At 32.2% G+C, this 24,261-nt stretch carries 25 protein-coding genes and 1 riboswitch; of the genes, 21 read left to right on the forward strand and 4 right to left on the reverse strand.

The annotated features are described in order from the left end of the window. Positions 1-26: 26 nt before the first annotated feature. A complete protein-coding gene (locus MUA60_RS07540) occupies positions 27-782 on the forward strand; it encodes an SDR family NAD(P)-dependent oxidoreductase (protein WP_262650511.1) in 756 nt (251 codons plus the stop codon). 42 nt (positions 783-824) lie between these two features. Here MUA60_RS07540 and MUA60_RS07545 read toward each other — a convergent pair whose 3' ends face one another. Beyond that, a complete protein-coding gene (locus tag MUA60_RS07545; RefSeq protein WP_262650513.1) occupies positions 825-1,736 on the reverse strand; it encodes an aldo/keto reductase in 912 nt (303 codons plus the stop codon). Positions 1,737-1,813: 77 nt separating this feature from the next. Between MUA60_RS07545 and MUA60_RS07550 the strand changes: the two genes are divergently transcribed. The 3 genes from MUA60_RS07550 (at position 1,814) to xerD (ending at position 3,903) form a co-directional block, all read left to right on the forward strand. Beyond that, on the forward strand, positions 1,814-2,356 hold the full coding sequence (locus tag MUA60_RS07550) for an NUDIX hydrolase (protein ID WP_262650514.1): 543 nt from the start codon (positions 1,814-1,816) through the stop codon (positions 2,354-2,356). Positions 2,357-2,456: 100 nt separating this feature from the next. Then, positions 2,457-2,897: a ferric iron uptake transcriptional regulator gene (fur, locus tag MUA60_RS07555; protein ID WP_025907044.1), complete on the forward strand. Its 441-nt coding sequence runs from the start codon at positions 2,457-2,459 to the stop codon at positions 2,895-2,897. A gap of 91 nt (positions 2,898-2,988) precedes the next feature. Beyond that, positions 2,989-3,903 carry a site-specific tyrosine recombinase XerD gene (xerD, locus tag MUA60_RS07560; RefSeq protein ID WP_262650516.1) on the forward strand — a complete coding sequence of 305 codons (915 nt, stop codon included), beginning with the start codon at positions 2,989-2,991 and terminating at the stop codon, positions 3,901-3,903. An 86-nt stretch (positions 3,904-3,989) separates the two neighbouring features. Here xerD and MUA60_RS07565 read toward each other — a convergent pair whose 3' ends face one another. Beyond that, positions 3,990-4,493 carry a DUF309 domain-containing protein gene (locus MUA60_RS07565; protein ID WP_262650518.1) on the reverse strand — a complete coding sequence of 168 codons (504 nt, stop codon included), beginning with the start codon at positions 4,491-4,493 and terminating at the stop codon, positions 3,990-3,992. A 97-nt stretch (positions 4,494-4,590) separates the two neighbouring features. Between MUA60_RS07565 and MUA60_RS07570 the strand changes: the two genes are divergently transcribed. The 9 genes from MUA60_RS07570 (at position 4,591) to MUA60_RS07610 (ending at position 13,453) form a co-directional block, all read left to right on the forward strand. Further along, positions 4,591-5,325, forward strand: a complete 735-nt coding sequence (locus tag MUA60_RS07570; protein ID WP_262650520.1) for a segregation and condensation protein A — start codon at positions 4,591-4,593, stop codon at positions 5,323-5,325. Next, positions 5,312-5,872, forward strand: coding sequence for an SMC-Scp complex subunit ScpB (scpB, locus tag MUA60_RS07575; RefSeq protein ID WP_037588190.1), 561 nt, complete (start codon positions 5,312-5,314; stop codon positions 5,870-5,872). Before MUA60_RS07570 ends, scpB begins: the two co-directional genes overlap by 14 nt. Continuing rightward, the gene (locus MUA60_RS07580; RefSeq protein WP_262650522.1) at positions 5,872-6,609 is read left to right on the forward strand and encodes a pseudouridine synthase; all 738 of its coding nucleotides are present in this window, start codon (positions 5,872-5,874) and stop codon (positions 6,607-6,609) included. The genes scpB and MUA60_RS07580 overlap by 1 nt, the downstream gene beginning before the upstream one ends. Before the next feature lie 114 nt (positions 6,610-6,723). Beyond that, positions 6,724-7,260: a thiol-disulfide oxidoreductase ResA gene (resA, locus tag MUA60_RS07585; RefSeq protein ID WP_058592335.1), complete on the forward strand. Its 537-nt coding sequence runs from the start codon at positions 6,724-6,726 to the stop codon at positions 7,258-7,260. 13 nt (positions 7,261-7,273) lie between these two features. Continuing rightward, positions 7,274-8,893, forward strand: a complete 1,620-nt coding sequence (gene resB, locus MUA60_RS07590; protein ID WP_262650524.1) for a cytochrome c biogenesis protein ResB — start codon at positions 7,274-7,276, stop codon at positions 8,891-8,893. A gap of 32 nt (positions 8,894-8,925) precedes the next feature. After that, the gene (gene ccsB / locus MUA60_RS07595) at positions 8,926-10,143 is read left to right on the forward strand and encodes a c-type cytochrome biogenesis protein CcsB (protein ID WP_262650525.1); all 1,218 of its coding nucleotides are present in this window, start codon (positions 8,926-8,928) and stop codon (positions 10,141-10,143) included. Between the two features lie 27 nt (positions 10,144-10,170). Further along, a complete protein-coding gene (locus MUA60_RS07600) occupies positions 10,171-10,878 on the forward strand; it encodes a response regulator transcription factor (protein WP_262650526.1) in 708 nt (235 codons plus the stop codon). Next, positions 10,878-12,620 carry an ATP-binding protein gene (locus MUA60_RS07605; protein ID WP_262650527.1) on the forward strand — a complete coding sequence of 581 codons (1,743 nt, stop codon included), beginning with the start codon at positions 10,878-10,880 and terminating at the stop codon, positions 12,618-12,620. The genes MUA60_RS07600 and MUA60_RS07605 overlap by 1 nt, the downstream gene beginning before the upstream one ends. A 75-nt stretch (positions 12,621-12,695) precedes the next feature. After that, positions 12,696-12,825, forward strand: a riboswitch (FMN riboswitch). Positions 12,826-12,904: 79 nt separating this feature from the next. After that, on the forward strand, positions 12,905-13,453 hold the full coding sequence (locus MUA60_RS07610; protein WP_262647760.1) for an ECF transporter S component: 549 nt from the start codon (positions 12,905-12,907) through the stop codon (positions 13,451-13,453). Between the two features lie 41 nt (positions 13,454-13,494). On the opposite strand, the gene MUA60_RS07615 is transcribed toward MUA60_RS07610, so the two are convergent. Continuing rightward, positions 13,495-13,743, reverse strand: coding sequence for a ferredoxin (locus tag MUA60_RS07615; protein ID WP_016913182.1), 249 nt, complete (start codon positions 13,741-13,743; stop codon positions 13,495-13,497). A 104-nt stretch (positions 13,744-13,847) separates the two neighbouring features. On the opposite strand from MUA60_RS07615, the gene MUA60_RS07620 reads away from it, so the two are divergent. The 5 genes from MUA60_RS07620 (at position 13,848) to MUA60_RS07640 (ending at position 19,842) form a co-directional block, all read left to right on the forward strand. Then, positions 13,848-14,804 (forward strand): helix-turn-helix domain-containing protein, encoded by a 957-nt coding sequence (locus MUA60_RS07620; RefSeq protein WP_262647761.1) that lies wholly within the window; start codon positions 13,848-13,850, stop codon positions 14,802-14,804. Beyond that, a complete protein-coding gene (locus MUA60_RS07625) occupies positions 14,785-16,158 on the forward strand; it encodes a RecQ family ATP-dependent DNA helicase (protein WP_262647762.1) in 1,374 nt (457 codons plus the stop codon). The genes MUA60_RS07620 and MUA60_RS07625 overlap by 20 nt, the downstream gene beginning before the upstream one ends. An 88-nt stretch (positions 16,159-16,246) precedes the next feature. Then, a complete protein-coding gene (locus tag MUA60_RS07630) occupies positions 16,247-17,731 on the forward strand; it encodes a LysM peptidoglycan-binding domain-containing protein (protein WP_262647763.1) in 1,485 nt (494 codons plus the stop codon). A gap of 24 nt (positions 17,732-17,755) precedes the next feature. After that, a complete protein-coding gene (locus MUA60_RS07635; protein ID WP_262647764.1) occupies positions 17,756-18,394 on the forward strand; it encodes a CBS domain-containing protein in 639 nt (212 codons plus the stop codon). 461 nt (positions 18,395-18,855) lie between these two features. Then, entirely contained in the window at positions 18,856-19,842 is a 987-nt protein-coding gene (locus tag MUA60_RS07640) for a YpdA family putative bacillithiol disulfide reductase (RefSeq protein WP_262647765.1), read from the forward strand. A 46-nt stretch (positions 19,843-19,888) separates the two neighbouring features. On the opposite strand, the gene MUA60_RS07645 is transcribed toward MUA60_RS07640, so the two are convergent. Continuing rightward, a complete protein-coding gene (locus MUA60_RS07645; RefSeq protein WP_262647766.1) occupies positions 19,889-20,857 on the reverse strand; it encodes an asparaginase in 969 nt (322 codons plus the stop codon). A gap of 74 nt (positions 20,858-20,931) precedes the next feature. Between MUA60_RS07645 and cmk the strand changes: the two genes are divergently transcribed. From cmk to der, 3 genes are all read left to right on the forward strand, one after another. Then, entirely contained in the window at positions 20,932-21,585 is a 654-nt protein-coding gene (cmk, locus tag MUA60_RS07650) for a (d)CMP kinase (protein ID WP_262647767.1), read from the forward strand. A gap of 78 nt (positions 21,586-21,663) precedes the next feature. Continuing rightward, positions 21,664-22,821 (forward strand): 30S ribosomal protein S1, encoded by a 1,158-nt coding sequence (rpsA, locus tag MUA60_RS07655; RefSeq protein WP_262647768.1) that lies wholly within the window; start codon positions 21,664-21,666, stop codon positions 22,819-22,821. Positions 22,822-22,949: 128 nt separating this feature from the next. Continuing rightward, positions 22,950-24,260, forward strand: coding sequence for a ribosome biogenesis GTPase Der (der, locus tag MUA60_RS07660; protein ID WP_025907085.1), 1,311 nt, complete (start codon positions 22,950-22,952; stop codon positions 24,258-24,260). The last annotated feature ends 1 nt before the right edge of the window (position 24,261 follow it).

Raw genomic sequence — 24,261 nt, forward strand, 5'->3', positions numbered from 1 at the left:
ATAACAATGAATAAAGGATGAGTTAAATGATCGGTAAACATTATTTATTAACTGGTGCCTCAGGTTCACTAGGGGAGAGCTTGATACAATCATTGAATAATCATGGTGCTTACGTTTCTATAATTGTAAGAAATAAGGATAAAGCCAATCATTTAATGACGACATATAAAAATATTAAAGAAGTCTTTATACTAGATATGAATGACACCGCGCAAGTCGAACAATTTAATCTTGCACAGAAAAATACGTATGATGGGATTATTAATAACGCTGGGTTAGGTTACTTTAAATCTAACGAGGCACATACAAATGAGGAAATTAAGGACATTTATCATACGAATCTCGTTAATTTAATTATTCTTCTGAATCGTATATTACCTTATTTAAAAAGAGGGGCATCAATCATTAATATATCATCGATTTCTTCTAAAGTAACAACGCCATACGGTAGCCATTATGCAGCGTCAAAAGCAGCTTTAAGTAGTTTCACAAATGCTTTAAGACTTGAACGCGAAGATTTACATGTACTTAATGTCAATCCGGGACCTTTCAAATCACAATTTCATACTAAAGCAGACCCTACAGGTAACTTTGAAAAGCTCACATCTCAAATACAACTTAATGTAGAAGATTTAAGCGAACAAATTGTTAAAAGTATGATTAAAAGAAAAATTGAAATAAATGAACCAAAATGGATGGATTTAGGATTGAGATTTTATCAATTAGCACCTCGTACATTTGAAAAATTATTTAAACAAAGTTTTTTAAGTAAAAAAATATAACAAGAGTCTGGGAATATTAATTTTCTCCCAGACTCTTTACTTTTAAACTAAGTCATTTGTGTATTCAATATTTTTAACGATTGAACGAGCGTGCTTAATTTGATCTTCTGATAATGTTCCATTATAACTTTGGATACTCTCAGCTAATTGCTCTGGTGAACTTGCACCTGTAATAATAGAGCCAAGTGCGTCAAATGATTTCAAATAATTAAATGTAACATTTGATAAGTCATCATATTCTTTATTCAGTTGAGAAATGGTATCGGATAAATCATTATAATTGTATTCAAGTAAGCCATCTTTAAATTTACGAGCTAATACTTCGTTTGATTTATGAGTTAATAACCCCTTAAAAACAGGACCTCTTGCTAATATTTTGACGCCATGTTCGTTAATCTTTTCTAAAAGACTTTCAGGACGATTATCTAATATACTAAACTGCATCATAATTGTTTCGATATTACTGTTTTTCAAATAATAATCAATAACATTAGGTCTAATTGACGAAATACCATATGCTTTTATAAGGCCTTGTTCTTTTAATCTTTCAAATGCTTCTATTGTTTCATCTTTGTTATCTTCAATCGTACCGCCATGTAACATATATAAATCTAATTGTTCAAAATCTAATCTTTGTAAAGATTCTTTAATGCTTTTCATAATGTGTTCTTTTGAAGGATCCCAAAAGTGTTCTTGTTTATCTTTATCAAAATGATTACCGACTTTTGATCCAATGACAATATCTTGTTGATCTTGATATTTCTTCAAAAGTTGTCCTACGATTTTTTCATTCTCACCATAATCATATAAATCCGCAGTATCAAAATATGTGATACCTTGTTTGATTGCTTCATCAACAATTGTTTCTGCATGGTTGATATCAGTTCCTAGACTCATACAACCTAATCCGACTTCTGAAATTTCAATGCCACTTTTCAATGTATTCTTTTGCATATTGAAGCTCCTTTCGCTACACTTTATTTATTAAGTTTACCAGATAAATTATTTTAATGAAAAGAGGCACACTTATAATGAAACTAACTGAAGAAACGATTTCGAAAGAAACGATATATGATGGTCGTATTATTAAGCTGGAAAAACATCAAGTAACGCTTCCAGATGGCCAAACGAGCGAACGCGAAGTCGTATTACATAATGGTGCAGTATCTGTATTAGCAATAACACCAGACAATGAAGTATTAGTGGTTGAACAATATAGAAAAGCAATGGAAAAGACTTTAATCGAAATTCCTGCTGGCAAATTAGAAGTAGGTGAGGAACGTGAGTCAGCTGCACTGAGAGAATTAGAAGAAGAAACAGGATACGTTGCAGACGAACTCGAACTCATTGGTGAAGTATATGGATGTCCAGGGTTCTGTAATGAAAAAGTAAGTATTTATATCGCGAAAGGTTTAAAAGAAGGAAAAGTGAATTTAGATGAGGATGAGTTCTTAAATTTAACTAAAATTCCCATCGAACAAATACAGTCATTATTATCAGAACATAAAATTGAAGATGCCAAAACAATGATTGCCTTCCAATACTTATTATTAAATTATAATCATTCTAAATAAAATGATATTTATTCTTGCTTTTTGGGAAGATTATTGGTATTTTAGTATACGAATACATTACTAATTGATAATGATTATTTTTTAGAAAGAAGGTGTCAAGTTGGAAGAACGCATACAACGTGTGAAAGAACAATTACACAAAGCTTCCTACAAACTAACTCCGCAAAGAGAAGCGACAGTTAGAGTATTACTTGAGAATGAAGCCGATCATTTAAGTGCAGAGGACGTTTACCTAAAAGTTAAAGATAAGGCACCTGAGATTGGTCTCGCAACTGTCTATCGTACGTTAGAACTATTAGCAGAATTAAAAGTAGTCGACAAAATAAACTTTGGTGATGGTGTTGCTAGATTCGATTTAAGAAAAGAAGGGGCAAAACATTTTCACCACCATATGGTATGCATGGAATGTGGCGCAGTCGATGAAATCGAAGAAGATTTATTAGAAGACGTAGAACGTCGTGTTGAAAAAGAATTTAACTTTAAAATTTTAGACCATCGATTAACTTTTCATGGTATTTGTCATAGATGTCACGAAGAATAAATCTATAATGGACGTTACTAAATGAAGTTTTATACTGATTTTAGTGATGTCTTTTTTTATGGTAAAATAATGACAACAATGAGGTGAATTCATGGAACAAATCATAAATGAGTTTATAGATTTTATAAGGTTAGAAAAAGGTTTGAGTCAAAATACAATCCAATCGTATCAAAGAGATTTAAAACAATATAACCAATACATAACTGAACATAAAATTAGTCATATAGACAACATTAATCGAATAGTGATACAAAAATATTTTGCACATCTTAAACAAGAAGGTAAGTCTGCTAAAACAATTGCGAGATTGGCAGCGACGATTAGAAGCTTTCATCAATTTGCGATTAGAGAAAAATATGCCGTTAAGGATCCAACGATATTGATTGAAACACCTAAATACGAACAAAAGCTTCCAGATGTATTGAGTGAAGATGAAGTAAATCAACTCTTAACATTTACACATATTACAAATCCTAGAGATGAACGAGACCGTACGATGCTTGAACTTTTATATGGCACAGGTGTTCGTGTAAGTGAATTGATTCAATTAAATGTAGAAGACGTCAATTTGACAATGGGATTTATTAGAGTGTTTGGTAAAGGAAATAAAGAACGCATCGTACCGCTTGGTGAACATTTAATGGGCATATTAAGAAACTACATCCAGGAAGTTCGACCAAATTTATTGAAGAAACATGTTACAGATATATTATTCTTAAATGCACGTGGTACAGCTTTAACGCGACAAGGATTTTGGAAAATATTAAAAAAAATCGGCTTAGAAAAAGGGATAACGAAAACTTTAACACCTCATACTTTAAGGCATTCTTTTGCGACGCATTTGCTTGAAAATGGTGCAGACTTGAGGGCAGTGCAAGAAATGCTCGGTCATTCCGACATTTCTACAACACAACTTTACACACACATCTCTAAGAAACAAATACGCGAGATGTATTTAACATATCACCCTAGAGCCAAGAAGGAGAAGAAAAATGAAGAACAATAAACAACAACAAAATGAATCAAAAAAATATGTCACTTTAGCAATTTTATTAACATTTGCTGTCGCGTGGGGACTCATTTATTGGTTATTTATTGTCTAGCGTGACGTTGCTTATATGCTGAAATTCGACTTTCTATCACTTCAGTACGATCTCTTAGTAGATGATGATGTTTAATATAATCTGATACATCTGTATTATAGTTAAATTCAAAATCATCAAAAGTACTTTCTAATGCACGATAGCTTGCATCTGTTAAAGGGAGTTGAATGTTTTCATAAGGATGACCTTGCTCAATGCGCATGATTTGTGAACGAATTAAAGATTGAAACGATGCTTTTTCAATACCTAGATGGCTAAAGTCATCATTTAATTCTACAATTTGTAATGCTTTTTTATAAGTTTTTAGTGCGCCTTTCGTATTATCACGTCTATAGTGGTAACACGCTGTCGAGAACAATATTAAACTTACAATTGCATCATGTTTACTAAATTGAGTTTGATCTTTCCAATGATCTTCTAATATATCGTGACATTCAAAATAATGTCTTAAGACATGGAAATGATAGTGAAATGACATTATTTGTGTTTCCATTTAAAGTCCCTCTCAACATAGAATATTTATACGTAATCATGGTATAATAATTTTTAGATTTATGCACGTAAAAGGAATAGAAATGAGGAAGTTTTAAATGTATGAAGTAAAACTTGATGCCTTTGAAGGACCTTTGGATTTATTACTTCATTTAATACAAAAATATGAAATAGATATTTATGATATTCCAATGAAGGAACTAACCGAGCAATACTTAAGTTATATACATCAAATGAAAATATTAGAAATAAATGTAGCGAGTGAATATTTAGTGATGGCATCAGAGTTATTGATGATCAAAAGCAAATTATTACTACCTACACAACCATCAGATATTGATGAATTTGAAGATGATCCAAGGGACGATTTAGTTAGACAATTAATCGAATACCAAAATTATAAAGAATATGCTGAATTATTAAATCATAAAAAGCAAGACAGAGAACAAATATTCATCAAAAAGCCAGCAGATTTATCCAAATTTGAAGCCGTTCATGACAAACGTACACCTTTAGATTTAGATATGACGGATTTAATTATTGCATACCAACGTACTAAACGTAGACAGAGATTTAATAAACCACAGAATGTTACCGTTAACGAGGATAGTTATACGATTGAAATGGCAACTGCTTCAATACAAGCACAACTTGCCGAACATAAGAGTTATAAATTTTTCGAGACATTACCATCTGATTTATCTACAAATGTATTGGTAACGTTGTTCTTGGCAATATTAGAAATGATGAAATTAAGACAAATTGATGTATTCCAACAATATCAATTTGGAGAAATAACAATAAATCGAGGCGTGAATTATGTCAGTGAGTAAATTAGGATTATTAGAAGGATTATTATATTCATTAGGTGATGAAGGCATTGAAGTTAATCAGTTATGCGAGTTATTAGAATTAACACCATCACAATTAAAAGATTTAGCAAATGAATATGATCGCGAAACATTACAAATTATTTTTTACGGTAATAAATGCATTCTTACAGCAAAGCCAATTATGCATCAATATCTTGAAAAATTAATGATAGATAATATGAATACAAAATTATCACAAGCAGCGTTAGAAACATTATCTATTATTGCATATAATCAACCTGTTACGAGAAGTGATATAGAAGTGATTCGTGGTGTGAATTCAGATGCTTCTGTTAAGACTTTAATTGCGAAAGGTGTCGTTGAATCGAAACATAACGATCAATCTAGAAGCCAATTATTGTATACGACAGATTACTTTTTAAATGTATTTGGACTGACTTCTTTAGACGAATTACCGAAATCAACAAATGAAGAAAATGAACAAGAAGAAATGGATTTGTTTTTTAGTAGCATGAACGAAAAACAAAACAATGAGGAGCAATCATAATGAGTGAAGAATTAGAGAGATTACAAAAAGTTATTGCGAAAAGTGGCTATACGTCACGTAGAAAAGCAGAAAAATTAATCGAAGAAGGGCTTGTATATGTTAATCATAAACAAGTAACAGAACTTGGCACTAAAGTGAAAGATTCTGATTATATCGAAGTAGAAGGTATTCCATTAGAAATGCCGGATAAACTATATATTCTATTCCATAAACCAACAAAAGTAATTACAAGTGTATCTGACGATAAAGGAAGAGCGGTTGTAACGGATTATTTTAAAGATATTAAGACGAGAATTTTTCCAGTTGGTAGATTAGATTATGATACATCAGGTTTATTAATTTTAACGAATGATGGTGAGTTTACAAACTTAATGACGCATCCTCGTTATAAAATTCAAAAGAAATATGTAGCAAAATTAAAAGGCTATTTACTAAGAGAAGAAGTTAAACAATTAGAAAAAGGTATACAGCTAGAAGATGGATTGACACAACCTGCAATTGTAAAAGTAAAAAGTCAAGACAGAGAGCGTAATGTAACGCATGTGGAAATTACGATTACGGAAGGTCGAAATAGACAGGTTAGAAGAATGTTTAGTCATTTTGGACATGAAGTCGATAAACTTACGAGAGTAGAATATGGGCCACTTAACTTAAAAGGCTTAAATGCTGGACAGGGCAGAACGTTATCACCTCATGAAATCAAAGTTTTAAGACATTTGGCACAAGATGGTAAATAATCTGTAAACGTTCACAATAATGCCACTAATCTGCTTTTTAGTCATGATATACTAGACAAAACACCATAACATTGCATATGTATGGTTTTTTTATTGTGTTAGGGAGGATTTTAAATGAAGAAAAAACAGAAGACTGTACTCCAAATTGTTATAACGGCAGTAATCTTAATTGCAATTATATTTACAGTATGGTCCAGTCTTACGAAAGATAAGGATAAAGTAGCGCAAGTTGGAGATGATGCGCCACTTTTTGAACTCCAAACAGTTGATGGGAAAAAGGTTAATTTAAAAGATTTACGTGGGAAAGGTGTTTTAATTAACTTTTGGGGGACTTGGTGTGAACCTTGTAAACGTGAAATGCCTGAGTTAGAAAGACAATATCAAAACTATAAAGACAAAGGTGTTGAAGTCGTTGCGATACATGTCAGAAATAATCCTCAACAAATCAAACAATATTTAAGTTCATTAAAAGAAACACCAACATTTACAGTTGCGATGGATAACGATAATTTAGTAACAGATGCATACGGTATCAATCCATTACCAACTACGATAACGGTTGATAAAGATGGTAAAATAAAAACAAAGCATACTGGTGAACTTTCTAAAAAGCAAATCATAGAAGAAATGGAAAAGGTCAAAGTGAAATAGAGGGGGATTTAAAGTGAGCAACAAGCAAATTGTTTGTGAGTGCGGGCATAAGAACCCAGAAGGAACTCAATTATGCTTAAACTGTGGTCGCTTAATAAATGACGACTATGATAAGAAAAAGACAACCGACGTTATGCGTTACGATGGGCAAGCGATACGTTCGAAAACAAAAAACAGAACAATATTAGATCGCATATGGAATTTCTTCGCTTCAATCAAAACAGGTGTTACTTTACTCGTATTAACGGTTATTGCAGCTTCAATTGGAACTATATTCCCACAAGAATATTTCATTCCAATGAATGTGAATCCAGAACAATATTATTATGAACATTATGGTTCTCTCGGTTTACTATATTATAAACTTGGATTCCACAATTTATATAGTTCATGGTGGTTCTTAATTCTGTTAGGTTTAGTAGCGTTCTCTATTATTACATCAAGTATTGATAGAGGGATACCTTTACATAAATCTTTGAAAAATCAAAGAACGAAAAAGCACAGTTCATTCTATAAACGTCAAAGATTAAACTTACATTCAGATGATCAAGTTAATCTAGATGAAATAAGTCAATCTTTTAAAGATAAAAGATACAAAGTTAAACAAGATGGGAATCATATCTTACTTGAAAAAGGACGTTTATCTAGATACGGTCCTTATATTAACCATACTGGTTTAATCATTTTATTATTTGGGGCAATGTTAAGATTCTTACCTGGCTTTTACTTAGATGATATGGTCTATGTGAAAGAAGGAGAAACGAAGCCAGTTCCTGGTACAGATAGAGGCTATTATATAAAAAATAACGACTTTATATATGAAGAGTATGATCAAAAATCTCAATCCAATACAAACCCTGAATCAATTGACCCAAGTTTAAACAAAATTGCTAAGAACTACGAAACAAAAGCTACTTTGTATAAAAACAGTCAAGAAGAAGTCATTGGGTCAGATGCTAATCTAAAAGAAGTCGCTTCTGGTTCAATTAAAGTCAATCATCCATTGAAATATGATCACTTACAATTTTACCAAAGCAGCTTCGACAACTCGTTGTTAAAAGATATGACATTTAACTTAAAAACAAAAGACGGTAAAGCACTCGGGAAACCATTTACAGTCAATTTGGAAAGTCCTAAAAAGACTTATAAAATTACAGATGATTTAACAGTTAAGTTAAGAAGTTATGCACCAGATTACGAAAAAATAGAAAATGGTGTTCTTGCAACTAAATCTCCAAATCCAAATAATCCAGCTTTTGTGTTTGAAGTAACTGATAAAGATAAACAATCAGAATTTAGTTTCTTAAGAATTAAAGAATCACAAGATATATCTAAAAATAATAAATACGATGTGAAATTTGCCAATGCAACAAATCAATGGGCAACAGTGTTGGCAGTGAAGAAAGACTTAACACTTCCAATATTATTTACAGGTTTCGTTATTTTCTTATTAGGTTTAGCCGTTGGATCATATATTAACCATAGGCGTATTTGGATTAATACAGATAACGGTGAGTTTAATATCGCTGCTCATACAAATAAGAATTATTATGGTTTCTCTAAAGAGATTAACCAAGTCTTATATAAACATCATATTTCACACATAGAAGATACTAAACATAGAATATACTAAACAAGACATTCACGAAAGTAAGGAGGCAAACAATGGATAAAGATATATTTTTAAATATTAGTAATATCAGTTTATATTCTGCTTTTATTTTATACTTAGTTGCGATTGTCCCATATTCATTCTCAATCCGTTCACCTAAGAAAAGAGCAGAAAAAGTAGGGGTGACATTAACTGTCATCGGCTTTGTATTACAAATTCTATACTTTATTACAAGATGGATTGCTGCGGGGCATGCACCAGTAAGTAATATGTATGAATTCTTAACAATGTTTGGCATTATGATGGTAGGTGGCTTCCTTGTTATTTACTCAATATATAAGACACCTATTTTAGCGTTATTCGTATTACCAATTGCGATGTTGTTAATTGCATATGCAAGTATGTTCTCTAGAGATGTTTCACCGTTAATTCCTGCGTTACAATCTAGTTGGTTAGCAATTCACGTTATAACCGTAACGATTTCATATGGTATTTTATCAATCAGCTGTGTAGCAGGATTAATTTATTTATTCGCAGCTGTTAGTCCAGAAGAAAAATCGATACATAGTTTCTTTGTAGAAGTCATTATGTATTTCATCGTTATTGTCATTGGATTTATATTAACAACGATCATTATGAAAGATATCGTTGGTTACGACGACACTTATTTCTTTATCGATAAAAACGATAATAACTCTGTGCAACATTATCATCTTCCAGCATTTGTGACACAACAAGATAGTTTACTTGTAGATCATGTTTCTGGTAGCGATTATGAACCAAAAGATAGAACAGATATCTTAAAATGGAGCAAGATTGAATTACCTGCTGTTATCAATGCTCAAAAACTAAATACAGTCGTTTGGTCAATTGTAGTTGGTACAGTCTTATATGGTATACTAAGATTGATTTTGAAAGGCAAGACTTTGTTTAGTCTTATCAAACCACTTACGAAAAAAGTCAATCTATCCTTAATGGATGAAATAGGATATCGTTCAGTTATCATTGGTTTCCCATTATTTGCACTTGGCGGTATATTATTCGCGAGTATCTGGGCACAAATGGCTTGGAGTAGATATTGGGGCTGGGATCCTAAAGAAGTTTGGGCGCTTATAACATTCTTATATTATGCGATATTCTTACATTTAAGATTAGGTAAAGGTTGGGAAGGCAGAAAATCAGCATGGTTAGCTGTTGGTGGCCTTGCAATCATACTATTTAATGTTATTGCCGTTAACTTAATAGTAGCTGGTTTACATTCTTATGCTTAAAAAATGCTAGAAGGGAGTCAACGAAGCATGACAGATTGTATTTTAGTAGTAGATGATGAAGATAGAATTCGAAAATTAGTTAAAATGTATCTCGAAAGAGAAGGTTATGAGACTGATGAAGCGGATAATGGCCAAGATGCCTTAGATAAAGCTTTAAACGAAGATTATGACTGCATATTATTAGACTTAATGTTACCTGAAATAGATGGAATCGAAGTATGTAAGAGAGTAAGAGAAACAAAATCAACACCTATTATTATGTTAACAGCTAAAGGTGAAGAAAATAATCGCGTTGAAGGATTTGAAATTGGGGCAGATGATTATATCGTCAAACCATTTTCACCTAGAGAAGTTGTCTTACGCGTAAAAGCATTACTAAGACGTACAACAAATCATTCAATGGTTAATCAAACAAATACAGCTAAAGATTTAATTGTATTTGAAAACTTAGTCATTGATAATGACGCACATCGCGTATTAGCAGATCAAAAAGAAGTAAATTTAACACCTAAAGAGTATGAATTATTATTATATTTAGCAAAATCACCTGATAAAGTATTTGATAGAGAACAACTGTTGAAAGAAGTTTGGCACTATGAATTTTATGGTGATTTAAGAACAGTTGATACGCATGTTAAAAGATTACGTGAAAAGTTAAATAGAGTTTCTGAAGATGCTGCACAAATGATTCATACAGTATGGGGCGTCGGTTATAAATTTGAGGTTCCTGAATAATGAATCGATTAAATAGTGTTGTTGTAAAACTGTGGTTATCTATTATTTTAATAGTAACGACAGTTTTACTTTTATTAAGCGGATTTCTTATAACTTTCTTACAATCTTATAATACATCTACTACAGGTGAAAATTTATATAATAATGCAAGCAAAATAGAACGATTATTACTAAGTTCACACGAAAAAGAGTCAGCAATCGATTATGCAAGAGCACTTGTTGAAGACCCTGCTGGACTTATAATCGTTAAAAATAGCGATGATTTAACAGCAAAATCTGAAAATCCATTAAAAGAAGTTATGATTAATGAGATTAGAACTAATCATGCGTTCGACAAAGTGTTTAATGAAGATAAACACGTACTAAAAGAAATCAATTTAACTTATAACGGCGAGAAACATCAATATATTTTATTAGGCTATCCTTCTCAAGCTTTTCCTGAGGAAGATGCAGGTATCTTTTTATTCCAAGATATCAACTCCATTAAAGAAGCTCAAAATGTTGTTACACTGAGTATACTTGTTTCAGCCATTATATTATTAATCGTAAGTACGGTCTTTGCATTCTTCCTTTCAAACAGAATAACGAAACCTTTAATTCAATTAAAACATGCAGCCTTTAAAGTTGCTAAAGGTCACTATACTGAAAAAGTACCGATTTATACGCGTGATGAAATCGGCGAACTCGGTCTAGCATTTAATAAAATGAGTAAAGACATCCGTACAAACATTGATGATGTTAAATCGAAAAATAACATACAAGAAAAACTCATTAATTCAATGATCGATGGTGTGTTAGGCATTAATGATAAGAATGAAATCATTATTACTAACTCAAAAGCCGATACATTCTTAAAAGAAGTAAGAGAATTTGATCATGTTGATATATCTACACAAAGAAATGACACATTTAAAGAGAAGGATACGCAGTTTTTCGAATACGAATTAGGTCATAAATATTATGTCGTTATATCAACATATATCGATAGCATTCAAAATGATGGTTCATCAGGTATAGTAGTAATCATTCGTGATATGACCGACGAACACCATATGGATCAAATGAAAAAAGACTTTATCGCAAGCGTTTCACACGAATTAAGAACACCAATTTCTATGTTACAAGGTTATACTGAAGCAATTGTTGACGGTATTGTTACAGAGAAGAAAGATGTTGATGATTTCTTATATATTATTTTAGATGAGTCTAAAAGATTAAGTAGATTGATTAATGAATTATTAGAAGTTGCCAAAATGGATGCTGAAGGCATTAAAGTTCATTTAGATGACTTTAATATTTCAACATTAATGAACAAAATTGAAACTAAATTCTTACCTCAAGCAAGAGAAAATGGTTTGAATTTATCCGTTAAACATATTGGAAATCTTACGAATTGGTATGGAGATAGTGATCGTGTTGAGCAGATTTTAACGAATTTAATCGATAACGCGATTAGATACACACATCAAAATGATTCTATTAATGTCGTCTTTGATGATACGGATGAAGAAGATTTTGTTATAACAGTTCAAGATAGTGGCGTAGGTATTGCTAAAGAACATTTAAATCAAATATTTGATCGTTTTTATAAAGTTGATGCTTCTCGCACAAGAGGTAAACATGGAACAGGACTTGGTCTCTTTATCGTTCAAAAAATTATAGATGCACATCATGGTACGATTAAAGTCGATAGTAAAGAGGGTGAAGGCACTCAATTTACAATAACTTTACCAAAAGTTTAAATTGTTGAGTTATTTAGATGAAAATACCTGACCAATGTGCTAATATATATTTTGTAATTAAAACTAAATAAAAAAATTCATCTTCGGGGTTTGGTGTAATTCCATACCGGCGGTTAAAGCCCGCGACCCAATATATGTATGTATATTGGCTGACTTAGTGAAATTCTAAGGCCGACAGTTAAAGTCTGGATGGGAGAAGATGGAGGAAAAAATCTAGTCTTGACTAGGTTTATTTTGCGATAATTTTTCCTCCTATTCTTACGAGATGAATAGGAGGAGTTTATATGTCTAACGATAACAAAACAAAACGCTTACTCACTGTAAGTATGCTCATCGCAATCAGCTTTATTTTAATGTTTTTGAAATTTCCATTGCCATTTTTACCACCATATTTAACAATGGATTTCAGTGATATTCCTGTACTTGTCGCAACATTTGCGTTCGGTCCAGTTTCAGGTATATTAGTCGCATTATTTAAAAACGTATTGAATTTCTTAATTGTGTCACACGAACCAATTGGAAATACAGCTAACTTTTTAGCGTCAATATGTCTCGTCATTCCAACTTATTATTTCTATCGCATGAAAAAATCAAAATTATTTATGGGATATGGATTATCAGTTGGTACAATCTTGATGACAATTCTAATGAGTTTAATGAATTACTTTGTTCTATTACCTTTATACGGACAAATTATGAATCTTGCAGATATCGCAAATAATTTAAAATTAATCGTATCTGCCGGTATTATCCCATTTAATTTAATTAAAGGTATTGTCATTTCTGTCATATACATTATAATATTTGATAAACTTAAGTCTATTATAAAATAAAGAAAGGCTAGGACCTCACATCCTAGCCTTTCTCATATATATTATTCGAATTTAAGTGCATCTCCATCGAATGATTCATCTGCTATTTTAATTGAATCTGTCGGACAACCTTCGAAAGCATCTTCCATATCTTCTAATAATTCTTCTGGTACAGCTTCGATTCCCTTATTGTCGTCTAGTATCACGTAGGCGATTCCCTCATCATCATAATCGTATATATCAGGGGCAGCTGCTCCACATGCGCCACATGCTATACATGTATCCATATCTACTATTGTGTATTTAGCCAAAATTTTCGCCTCCTTTAAAAAACATGCTACACTTATTATACATACTTATTTTAGTGATAACACTTAGAGATTTCAACATTTTTATGTTATTTGAGGTGACTTATTTGAAACAGATTATACTGAAAACCCTTTCCATGAAGCATGACAACAAAACTGATAAAAGTATTTATAATATTTTAATAGGTAAAAAGACTCATCAAACATATTTTGATGCCACGATTGAACATTTAAAATTGTATTATGGCTCTTTGCCAAATTTGAAATTTGAACAATTCGAACTAATCATTAACGAACCTGTAGAACACATTAATAAGCCAATTATTGGCGACTTTTTCTATAGTCAGGCCATTCAATCTGTTAATACAATCTTATTATTAACTCAGATGATTAGTCAAAAAAAGCATAACCATTTAGCGTATCAACCAATCATCAATGATAAAGAGATACAATTTAAAGCTAAAGAAATTTATGTACACATTAAAGAAGTAGGGGAAAATCAATTTATAGAAGAAATATATCAGCTATTTGAAGATATGAATACATACTTTCAAACAATTTATATGCATTATTTATTAGCAGGTTTTCGGGAAACACCTTATACAATTGAACAAATTTCAATGATTGAAGACATTGGTATTATGGATTTAAGAGAACAGTTAGTAGAAGAATATCAATTTATCCAAGTTACGATACAAAATAAAGAACGCTATCCAATATTATCTCAGATTAACTACCAGCCTTTGTTAAACCAACAAACATTTACTACATATGAACTATTAAATCGCAGTTACGATATGGATCAACTTGCAAACATTAAACGTGTTAAGACACATACTATTCATGATCATATTATTGAAATGTTTATTAAAGGTTATTTAAAGGATAAGAATTTATACGTAAGTGATGAACAATACGCTAGATTTATAGAAGTTATTCAACAAACACCTAATCAAAATTTGAAATTTTATTATGAAGTGTTAAATGATTTTACGTATTTCGAAATCAAACTCATGTATGTTTGCTATGCAATGGAGGGATTAAATGCTACAACAAGAACTTAAAAAGTATTTTGGTTATGATCATTTTAGAAACGGGCAAGAGGAAACCGTCCAAAATATATTAGACGGCCATGATGTGCTGAGCATCCTTTCAACCGGTGCTGGAAAAAGTTTATGTTACCAATTGCCAGCATATATAACTGGTGGCAGAGTGCTCATTATTTCTCCACTAATTTCTTTAATGGATGATCAAGTCGTTCAGATGAAATTAAATGGCGAGAAGAATGCTGTTGCAATCCATTCTGCTATTAATCCTAATGAACGGTCAGACATATTTAGAAATTTATCGAACTATCAATTTATATTTTGTAGCCCGGAATTCATATATGAAGAACATAATTTTAAACGATTTAAATCTATTGGTTTTAAATATATTGTCTTAGATGAAGCACACTGTTTAAGTGAATGGGGCTTTGATTTTAGACCACATTATGCACTGATTTCTAAAGTCACACAATACTTTAAAGAAGCACAAGTTATTGCACTATCAGCTACTCTGACAAATAAAATGATACAAGATATAGAAGTGATTACAAAGCGTCAATTTAAAATACATAAAGAAGGACTCAATCGTTCAAATATTATGTATCATCATGTTAATTTTGATAGCGAAGAAGAAAAAGATCATTACCTATTAGACACAATAAAAGACTCAGGACCAACCATTATTTATGTATCATCTAAAAAGAAATGTCATGAATTAGCTGAAATGATTTATAAAGAAGGCTTTTTAACAGGGATTTACCACGGAGATTTAAACTATCAAGAAAGAACAACTGTACAAACTCAGTTTATCAATAACGATATTAAAATCATTGTTGCCACAAGTGCTTTTGGTATGGGGATTAATAAACAAGATGTAAGAACCGTTATACATTACCATTTACCTACTTCACCTTCTAAATATGTACAAGAAGTAGGGCGCGCAGGTCGTGATGGCGAATCCTCTCAAGCAATTAGTTTATTTACAGCAAGTGATATTCACATATTAAGCCATTTAGCTGATGAGCATGGAATTGATATAGATATGCTTAATTTATTCGAACAAGGGTATCAACTAAATGAGGAGATATCTAAAAATATTCAATATCTTCTTGAATTATATCCACTTAATCAATTAAAAGAGAAAATTCAAGCTGAGCAGAATCAAAAACAATATGCATTTAGTTTTATGAGAAATTATATTCAAATCGATACATGTAGACGTACGTATTTAATGAACTATTTTAATGAACATGTTACACAAGATAATCATTGTTGTGACAATTGTAAGAATGCAAATTTATTAAAATTACCAAATATAAAAGAAGTCAAATACAAAACTTCTTATAAAAATAGATTAAATGCAATATTTTAATAGGATTACTTTACTTGATAAGTTCAACAAGGATATAATAAAGTATAATTCAATATATATACAAAAAGATAATGATGAGGTGAGTTTATTGTCTAAAGATAATTTTAAAGACGAATTCGAAAAAAGTCGTCAAAAGATAGAACGACCTGAAGACAAGACACAAGAATTAGAAAACAACAACGAAGAGGTTAACGATAAAAGTCAGCCAAATCGAAAAGAATCAGACAAACCAAAAGATGAAAAACAACAACAAAGTAAACAAGAACAACAATATCCACCAAGAGGCGCATTAAGAAGACAACGTAGAAAAGAAGAAGCTAATAAACAGAAAACAAAAGAAGAACAACCTAAAAAAGAAATACCTAAAGCTTCAGAAACACCAAACAATGAAGATAAGTCGTCTAAAAAGGCTGGAGCAATTGGCGCTGCAGGTGCAGTTGGTGCTGGAGCAGCAGGCACAAGTGCTGCTAACGCCAATAAAAACACTCAAAATAATAAACCAAAACAAAAAAGATCTTTAACAGATAAACCTGAAACTAAGGATCAACAACCTAAAGAGCAAAATGATCATAAAAAAGCTGCAGGTGCTGCCGCTGCTACTGGTGCAGGCGCTAGTGGTGCAAGTAGTTCTGCAAAACAGAATAATGCTAAAGATCAAAACAAAAAAGAGTCCCAAAAAGACAAATCAAAAGGTAAAAAAGGTGCAGCAGCCGCTGCCGGAGCTGGTGTAGCAGCATCTGCCGCATCAAATAAAAACAACAAACAAGAATCAAACAGTAAAGATAACAAAGATAAGCAATCTAAAAACAAAAAAGGTGCAGAAGCAGCGGGTGCCGGAGCAGTTGGCGCTGGCGTAGCAGGAGCTGCAGGAGGCGGTTCAGCCGGTGGAGGTACACCACCAAGTAATGGTAGTGGTGGACAAAACGGCGATGATGGCAACTCAAATAAATTCAAGAAAGCACTTGTTCCTATAATAGCTGCAATTCTTATACTTGGCGCACTTGCCTTATTCTTAGGTATGTACTTAAATGGTGCAAATAAAGATAATGGTAAAGAAATTGCTGAAAAAACAGAGCAAACAAATAGTGACGCTAAGAAAAAAGCTGATGAACAAGTTGAAAAAGATAGAGCTAAAAAAGAAGACGAAGATAAAGCGAATGACAAAGCTAAAGAATCAAATGAAGACTCTGACAAAAACAGTGTTTCAAGCGACTCAAATAATGCTTCTGAAAATAGCTCAGACGAAAGTAATTCAGATTCAGACTCAAATGCAAATAGCAATGAAGACAGTCAAAGTAACCAAGATCAAAATAGTGATGATAGCGTAAGTAATGAAGATGTACAAAATGCAGCTGATGATGCAGCTAACAACCAAACAAATCAAAATACACAAAGTAATCAAAACCAAAATCAGTCTCAAGAAACACATACTGTAACTGGTAAAGAAAACTTATACCGTATTGCGATTCAATATTATGGTAGTGGATCACCAGAAAATGTAGAAAAAATTAGACAAGCAAATGGTATTTCTGGCAATGAAATATCTCAAGGTCAGAATTTAGTAATACCATAGACATAAACAAAAGGGGATGGCTTTATGTATTTATCGAACATTATGATACCAAAAGAAAAATGTTATATCGCGAATCCGAAAGATACGATTCACTCAGCACTTGATAAATTAGAACATCATGGTATTGATGGGTTACCAGTAGTTAGTGATGGAAAGTATGTTGGCATGATCACGAGATATAGTATTTTTAGACATTACTTCTTCAAAAAAGAAAATGTCTCAAGGGATGAATTTATTGAAAATACTAAAATTGAAGAAATTTTAACATTAGATTTACATTCATTACATGCAAACCAAGTAGTAGAAGAATCACTACTTAACTTGCAAGACTTTCCAATATTAGCAGTTGTAAATAATGAAAAAGATTTTCTTGGTATCTTAACAAGATATGATGTAATGGAACAATTTAAATCAGCATTCGGTATGAAACAAAAAGGAATCCGTATTGCGATTACTTCTGTAGAAGCTGAAGGCAGAATTAAACGATTATCAAGTATCATAGCGAAATTCAAACTCAACACAATATCTTTCGTAACATTTGATGAAACAGATAAAATGTATCGCAGAATGATCATCAAAGTTGAGAAAACAAACAATTTAGAAAAATTCATTAAGTATTTAGGCAAAAATGGATTCAAAGTACTTGATGTATCAGAAGAATAAATTAAGAAAGAACCTGAACATGTAATGTGTTCAGGTTCTTTTCATTTTGGCGAAGTTATATGGAGTGGTGTGGCAGCTGTTATGTACACTTCTGCCTAAACTTGTTCGTAACGAGGGTCTTGTGAACACTTTCGGCCAAACTTGTTCATAACGGGGCTGTTAGTTACAAAACTACTGAGAATTGTTACTATACCCCCCCTTAATTACAAAACTCGGTCGAAGTGTTACTATGGGCTAACTTAGTTACAAAAGTCAGCTGAATTGTTACTAACGACCTCAGTATTTGCACTTCTAACTAAAACTGCTAATAACGACCTCAGTATTTGCACTTCTAACCAAAACTGCTAATAACATCTAGCCACGCTTCATTCCCAATCTTTTCATATATTCAGTTTCATTTTATTTTACTAATCTCGCATTATTGATATAATGATTGAGGATATTATAAGGAGTGAAAGTACATGCAAGAATATGAAAGCTTAATAATCGGTGGTGGCCCTTGTGGATTGAGTGCAGCAATCGAACAGAAGAGAAAAGGTATTAATGCTGTCGTGATTGAAAAAGGTAATGTTGTAGATGCTATTTATCATTATCCTACTCATCAAACATTCTTTTCTTCTAGTGATAAACTTGGTATTGGTGATGTACCATTTATCGTTGAAGATTTAAAGCCTAAAAGAAATCAAGCACTCGTTTATTATAGAGAAGTCGTGAAACAATACCAACTTGATGTAAGGACTTTTGAAGAAGTATTAGCTGTTAAAAAGGTTGATAATAGATTTTTAGTATCAACAACTAAACAAACGTACAAAGTGAGATTCTTAACAATTGCTACTGGTTACTATGGTCAGCCAAACGAATTAGAAGTACAAGGCCAAGAGTTAAGTAAAGTGATGCATTATTTCAAAGAAGCACATCCATATTTTAATCAAGACGTTGTGATTATTGGCGGAAAAAATTCAGCTGTCGATGCAGCAATTGAATTAGAAAAAGCAGGTGCAAATGTAACAGTGTTATACCGTGGATCAGAATACTCTAAAAGTATTAAACCATGGATATTACCTAACTTTGAATCATTAGCAAAACACGAAAAAATCACGATGCATTTTAACAGTGAAGTAGAACGTATCGATGAAGACACGCTTACATTTAATAAAGAAGGTAAGTCATATACAATAAAAAATGACTTTGTCTTTGCAATGATCGGTTATCACCCTGATTATAAATTCTTAGAATCTTGTGGTGTAGAAACAATTACAAATGAATTTGGAACTGCACCTTCATATAATAGAGATACAATGGAATCGAATGTTGAGAATTTATATATCGCTGGTGTTATAGCTGCTGGTAACGATGCTAACACGATATTTATCGAAAATGGTAAATTCCACGGTGGCACAATTGCACAAGATATTGAAAGAAAAAAGCAAACACCTTTAGAATCATAAAAACAACCATGTTATTGGACAATTAGCCAGTAACATGGTTATTTTTTTATGCGAAATATTCAACTAAATCTTCTTTAGATAAATGATTACTTAAACCAACAAGTAGTTTAAGACGTGCTTTTTGTCCATTTAATCCGTTTGATAAAATAATGCCCATTTGTTGAAGTTGGTATCCGCCACCTTCATAAGCGTAAATACCTCCTACAATGCCATTGAATGAACGCGAAACCATTACAACTGGAATATCAGCATCGAGCAAGTTCTGAATACCTTTTAATGCAGTAGGTGGCATGTTGCCTTGACCAAGGGCTTCTATAATTAGACCATCATATTGTTTTTCTACAAAGAAATCTAATAAATCACTTGATAGATCCATGTGAGCTTTTACAATTCCTATTTTGATATCCGGATTGATGTTTGGATATTTTTTATATGGAAAAGGTTGATGATGGAATATGACATGCGTCTTTGTAACACTGCCAATTGGTCCATAGTTAGGACTTTGGAAAGTACTCGTGTTTGACGTATGTGTTTTTGTTACATTTTTAGCTGTATGAATTTCATCATTGAATACAACCATAACCCCTTTATTTTGTGCATCATCTGTAGATGCTACTTTTAAAGCTGAAACATAATTGTATAAGCCATCCGAACCTATTTCATTTGAAGATCTCATGGCACCTGTTAAAATAATAGGTAACTTCGTATCTATTGTTAAATCTAATAAATACGCCGTTTCTTCTAAAGTATCTGTTCCATGAGTAATCACAAACGCATCATATTCATCTTTATCAATTGATTCTGTAATAATATCTTTCAATTGATTAATATATTGATTATTCATATGTGGGGAAGGTACTTGGAATGGATTTATTTCTGTAATATCACCTAGAGATTGTATAAATGCTTGATGTCTATGCATCGGATGTTCAGCATTTGTTTCTACTTTACCTGTATCTTTATCTTCAGACATACTAATTGTTCCACCAGTATGTATAACTAATATTCTCTTCATTTCTTTCCTCCTATTCATATGATTATAATTTATGATAAAATATATAAGATTAAAGAACAAGAGAGGTTATACAAATGAAAAAAATAAATATAGCAATAGATGGTCCAGCAGCAGCTGGTAAAAGTACAATCGCTAAACTTGTAGCTCAACATTTTAATATGATTTATGTGGATACAGGCGCTATGTATAGAGCGATTACACTTTATTATATTGAGCAAGACTCAGAAGACTTTGACCATCTTGTTAAAGAAATTGACTTAAAAATCGTATTAGATAACGGGCAACGTGTTATTTTAAACGGTAAAGATGTTTCAGAAAGAATCAGAGAAAATGATGTAACCGAAAAAGTTTCATATGTTGCCTCTAAAGAACCTGTAAGAACATTTTTAGTAGAAGAACAACAAAGATTAGTAGATGAGAAAAATGTCGTAATGGATGGTAGAGATGTCGGTACAACAGTATTACCTGATGCAGAATTAAAAGTATACATGATAGCATCAGTTGAAGAGCGTGCTATTAGAAGATTTAAAGATAATGAATTACGTGGCATCGAATCTGATATCGAATCATTAAAGATTGATATTGAACGTCGTGACCAATATGACATGAATCGCGAAATCTCACCTTTAGTGAAAGCAGAAGATGCTATTAGTATCGATACGACTGGATTGTCAATTGAAGAAGTGACAAATAAGATAGTCGAACTTGCAAAAAGTAAAATGGTCTAAATAGTTCGAATTTCTTGACAATTTAGCCGCTTTATAAGAAGTTATTATTATGATATTTATTTAAAGGAGGCAATTTTGATGACGGAAGAATTCAACGAATCCATGATAAATGAAGTGCAAGAAGGTGACAAAGTTAAGGGTACTGTACAACAAGTAGAAGATAAACACGTAGTTGTGCATATAGTGGGTGGTAAATTTGATGGCATCATTCCAATTAGCCAACTGTCAACTCAACACATCGAAACAGCTAACGAAGTCGTCAATATTGGTGATGAAATCGAAGCATTCGTAACTAAAATCGAACAAAATGATGAAAGCGGACATTATATATTATCGAAACGTAAATTAGATGAAAATCTTTCATACGAAAAGTTACAAAAGATTTTAGAAGATGACGCAACAATCGAAGCTGAAGTAACTGAAGTTGTGAAAGGCGGTTTAGTCGTTGATGCTGGTATTAGAGGCTTTATTCCAGCTTCATTAATCTCTGTAAACTATATTGATGATTTCTCAGACTATTTAGGTAAAGTATTAACACTTAAAGTTGAAGAATTAGATCAAACAAATAACAGAGTCATTTTAAGTCACAAGAAAGTTGAACAAGAAGCATTAAGTTCTAAAAAAGAAGACTTACTCAATAATATTTCACAAGGTGATGTATTAGAAGGTACTGTCGCTAGAATCGCGAACTTTGGTGCATTCATTGACTTAGGTGGCGTAGATGGACTTGTACATGTATCTGAGTTATCTCATGATCATGTTAAATCACCTGACGAAGTTGTAAAAGTTGGCGATACGGTTAAAGTTAAAGTGCGTGCTGTTGATAGAGAAGCAGAAAGAATTTCTTTATCTATTAAAGACACGTTACCAAGCCCATTTGAACAAATCGATTCACAATTCATTGTTGGTGATATCGTACCTGGTAAAGTCGTGCGTTTAGCTCAATTCGGAGCATTTGTAGAAATCGCACCTGGCTTACAAGGATTAGTTCATATTTCTCAAATCAGCCACGATCACATCGGTAATCCTGATGAAGTATTAGAAAAAGGACAAGATGTACAAGTGAAATTTCTTGCTGTCGATAAAGATGAAGAAAGAATTTCTTTATCTATTAAAGATACAATTGAACAAGAGACTGATTTTGATGAATCTTATTTAAACCAACAAGACACAGATGATGACAATCCTACTTTAGGAGATGTCTTCGGAGATAAATTAAAAGATTTTAAATTATAATATGTGTGTATATAAGGGACTGGAACATAATGAAATGTTTCAGTCTTTTTTAGTTTTTTTAATTCGATAGGCTAAATAGTCATCATATGTTAAAATAGAAAGGATTATGAAAGAGAGGAAGTAGATTTATGACGAAACCCATTATAGCAATTGTAGGTAAACCAAATGTAGGGAAATCTACAATTTTTAATAGAATTATAGGCGAGAGGGTATCTATCGTTGAAGATACACCAGGTATAACAAGAGATAGAATATATTCAAGTGGAGAATGGTTAACCCATGACTTCAACTTAATAGATACAGGTGGAATAGATTTAGGTGATGAACCTTTCCAACAACAAATAAGAGCACAAGCAGAAGTTGCAATTGATGAAGCGGATGTTATTATCTTTATGGTTAATGGTCGTGAAGGTGTAACACAAGCTGATGAAATGGTCGCTAAAATATTATACAAATCAAATAAACCTGTCGTATTAGCAGTTAATAAAATTGATAATCCAGAAATGCGTAGTGAAATCTATGACTTCTATTCATTAGGATTTGGTGAGCCATTCCCAATCTCAGGTTCACATGGTCTAGGTTTAGGTGACTTATTAGATGAAGCGGCTAAACATTTTCCTGAAGATGACGAACCAGATTATGATGATGAAACAATTAGACTATCACTCATCGGTCGACCAAACGTTGGTAAATCTAGTTTAATCAACGCCATTCTTGGAGAAGAACGTGTTATCGTTTCACCAATTGCTGGTACAACAAGAGATGCGATTGATACAATATACACATATGATGATCAAGAGTATGTATTAATTGATACTGCAGGTATGAGAAAGAAAGGTAAAGTATACGAAAGTACTGAAAAATATTCAGTATTACGTGCTTTAAAAGCCATCGAACGTTCTAATGTCGTACTTGTTGTGATTGATGCTGAAGAAGGCATTATTGAACAAGACAAAAAAGTTGCTGGATATGCGCATGAAGCCGGTAAAGCAATTGTTATTGTTGTTAACAAGTGGGATACCGTTGAAAAAGACTCGAAAACAATGAAGAAGTTTGAAGAAAAAGTTAGAGATAACTTCCAATTCTTAGACTATGCGCCAATTGCGTTCGTATCAGCATTAGAAAAATCACGCTTAAAAACATTATTCCCATTAATTACGATGGCAGATGAAAACCACCGTAAACGTGTACAAAGTTCTACACTTAATGAAGTTATTACAGATGCTGTAGCGATGAATCCAACGCCTACTGATAATGGTAGAAGATTAAACATTTTCTATGCAACACAAGTAGCGATTCAACCGCCAACATTTGTAATATTTGTTAATGATGTTGAATTAATGCACTTCTCTTATAAACGTTTCTTAGAAAATCGTATAAGAGATGCGTTCGGTTATGAAGGTACACCAGTTCATTTAATCTCAAGAAAAAGAAACTAAT

This window comes from Mammaliicoccus sciuri, assembly GCF_025561425.1.
Lineage (GTDB): Bacteria > Bacillota > Bacilli > Staphylococcales > Staphylococcaceae > Mammaliicoccus > Mammaliicoccus sciuri_A.

Coding starts and splice junctions, on each gene's coding strand:
- MUA60_RS07540 (WP_262650511.1), top strand. CDS start 27: ATGATCGGTAAACATTATTTATTAACTGGTGCCTCAGGTTCACTAGGG.
- MUA60_RS07545 (WP_262650513.1), bottom strand. CDS start 1,736: ATGCAAAAGAATACATTGAAAAGTGGCATTGAAATTTCAGAAGTCGGA.
- MUA60_RS07550 (WP_262650514.1), top strand. CDS start 1,814: ATGAAACTAACTGAAGAAACGATTTCGAAAGAAACGATATATGATGGT.
- xerD (WP_262650516.1), top strand. CDS start 2,989: ATGGAACAAATCATAAATGAGTTTATAGATTTTATAAGGTTAGAAAAA.
- MUA60_RS07565 (WP_262650518.1), bottom strand. CDS start 4,493: ATGGAAACACAAATAATGTCATTTCACTATCATTTCCATGTCTTAAGA.
- MUA60_RS07570 (WP_262650520.1), top strand. CDS start 4,591: ATGTATGAAGTAAAACTTGATGCCTTTGAAGGACCTTTGGATTTATTA.
- scpB (WP_037588190.1), top strand. CDS start 5,312: ATGTCAGTGAGTAAATTAGGATTATTAGAAGGATTATTATATTCATTA.
- MUA60_RS07580 (WP_262650522.1), top strand. CDS start 5,872: ATGAGTGAAGAATTAGAGAGATTACAAAAAGTTATTGCGAAAAGTGGC.
- resA (WP_058592335.1), top strand. CDS start 6,724: ATGAAGAAAAAACAGAAGACTGTACTCCAAATTGTTATAACGGCAGTA.
- ccsB (WP_262650525.1), top strand. CDS start 8,926: ATGGATAAAGATATATTTTTAAATATTAGTAATATCAGTTTATATTCT.
- MUA60_RS07600 (WP_262650526.1), top strand. CDS start 10,171: ATGACAGATTGTATTTTAGTAGTAGATGATGAAGATAGAATTCGAAAA.
- MUA60_RS07605 (WP_262650527.1), top strand. CDS start 10,878: ATGAATCGATTAAATAGTGTTGTTGTAAAACTGTGGTTATCTATTATT.
- MUA60_RS07610 (WP_262647760.1), top strand. CDS start 12,905: ATGTCTAACGATAACAAAACAAAACGCTTACTCACTGTAAGTATGCTC.
- MUA60_RS07625 (WP_262647762.1), top strand. CDS start 14,785: ATGCTACAACAAGAACTTAAAAAGTATTTTGGTTATGATCATTTTAGA.
- MUA60_RS07635 (WP_262647764.1), top strand. CDS start 17,756: ATGTATTTATCGAACATTATGATACCAAAAGAAAAATGTTATATCGCG.
- MUA60_RS07640 (WP_262647765.1), top strand. CDS start 18,856: ATGCAAGAATATGAAAGCTTAATAATCGGTGGTGGCCCTTGTGGATTG.
- MUA60_RS07645 (WP_262647766.1), bottom strand. CDS start 20,857: ATGAAGAGAATATTAGTTATACATACTGGTGGAACAATTAGTATGTCT.
- cmk (WP_262647767.1), top strand. CDS start 20,932: ATGAAAAAAATAAATATAGCAATAGATGGTCCAGCAGCAGCTGGTAAA.
- rpsA (WP_262647768.1), top strand. CDS start 21,664: ATGACGGAAGAATTCAACGAATCCATGATAAATGAAGTGCAAGAAGGT.
- der (WP_025907085.1), top strand. CDS start 22,950: ATGACGAAACCCATTATAGCAATTGTAGGTAAACCAAATGTAGGGAAA.